The following is a 219-nucleotide window of genomic DNA, read 5'->3' on the forward strand; positions in this document are numbered from 1 at the left end:
GTGGGGTGCCGGCCAGGGGACGAATGGAGATGTCCGGGCGCTGTAGCGTCTGCACCTGCGAGGCGATGGCGAAACCGATGCCGTAGCCGGCGCCGACCAAGGTCAGCATCACGCCCAGGCTGGTCACTTCATCGACCAGCTTGAGGGGCGTGCCTGCGTCCTGCAGCAGCGCTTGAATCTGATGGCGGCAGCCCGATCCCGATTCGGGATGGCACAGAA

The 219-nt window shown here is 65.8% G+C and carries 1 protein-coding gene; it reads right to left on the minus strand.

Features of this window, described 5'->3' with window-relative positions; all coding sequences use genetic code 11:
• Nucleotides 1–219: LysR substrate-binding domain-containing protein (locus ACR6JA_RS23355; RefSeq protein ID WP_494599932.1), on the minus strand; the 219-nt coding region annotated here is incomplete at both ends.

Source organism: Cedecea sp. B1(4) (genome assembly GCF_059414925.1).